The following is a 756-nucleotide window of genomic DNA, read 5'->3' as shown; positions in this document are numbered from 1 at the left end:
CCCGTCACCGGCGAGTAAGAGGCCATGTCGCCGCCGGTATAGAGCGCCTTGTCGACGCCGAGCTTTTCGAGAAGTGCTGCCGTTTCGGCCGGCACATTGATCTGCTTGACTGCAATATTCATGCGAAAACTCCTGTTCTGAATGAGCTAGAAACGGATGCTGCCGAGCGGGCCGGGCGATGTGATCGCCTTCAGCCCGGCTGCCAGCGTTCTGATCGGTTGCACGGTATAGAGATCGTAATAGGCCTGGTTCTTCCGGCCGATGCCGTGTTCGGCGCTGAAGCTGCCGCCGAATGTCTCGACCGCGATTGAAAACACCCAATCGCGCAGCCGCTTTTCGAAATCCGGATCGGCGGCATCGAGTGAATCCTTGTCGATGACGAGGTTGAAATGCACGCCGCCATCGCCGATATGGCCGAAGTCGCAGACAGTCACTTGAGGAAACGTCTTCGGCACTTCCACCTTCACATGGTCGCAGAAAGCCATGATGTCGCCGCGGCGGAAAGATAGATCGAATGCGATCAATCGTCCGCTATGTTTTACGCCCTCCGACAGGGCGTGCCGCAACAACCACATTTCCGTCGGCGGGCCGATGAAGGCGTCGGCAAGCAGTCCGCTTTCATCCTCAAACATCTCGGCAAGCACGCTTTCCAGCACGGCGTCGAGCGACAGCTCGCCGTCGCGCGGCTGCCAGCTGAGCGTGATTTCGGGGAGGAGCACATAATCGGGGATTCGGCCACCCTTGTACGGATTACGG

1 protein-coding gene is annotated in these 756 nt (G+C 58.9%); it reads right to left on the bottom strand.

The genetic code is table 11. The annotated features are described in order from the left end of the window. Positions 1-146 precede the first annotated feature (146 nt). A partial coding sequence (locus AC1D0P_RS26465; protein ID WP_477679445.1) for an FAD-binding oxidoreductase occupies positions 147-756 on the bottom strand: 610 nt, incomplete at its 5' end.

This window comes from Polaromonas sp. P1_G2, from assembly GCF_056405515.1.
Note: the sequence above shows the minus strand (reverse complement) of the source record. Positions and strands in the feature narration are given on the sequence as shown.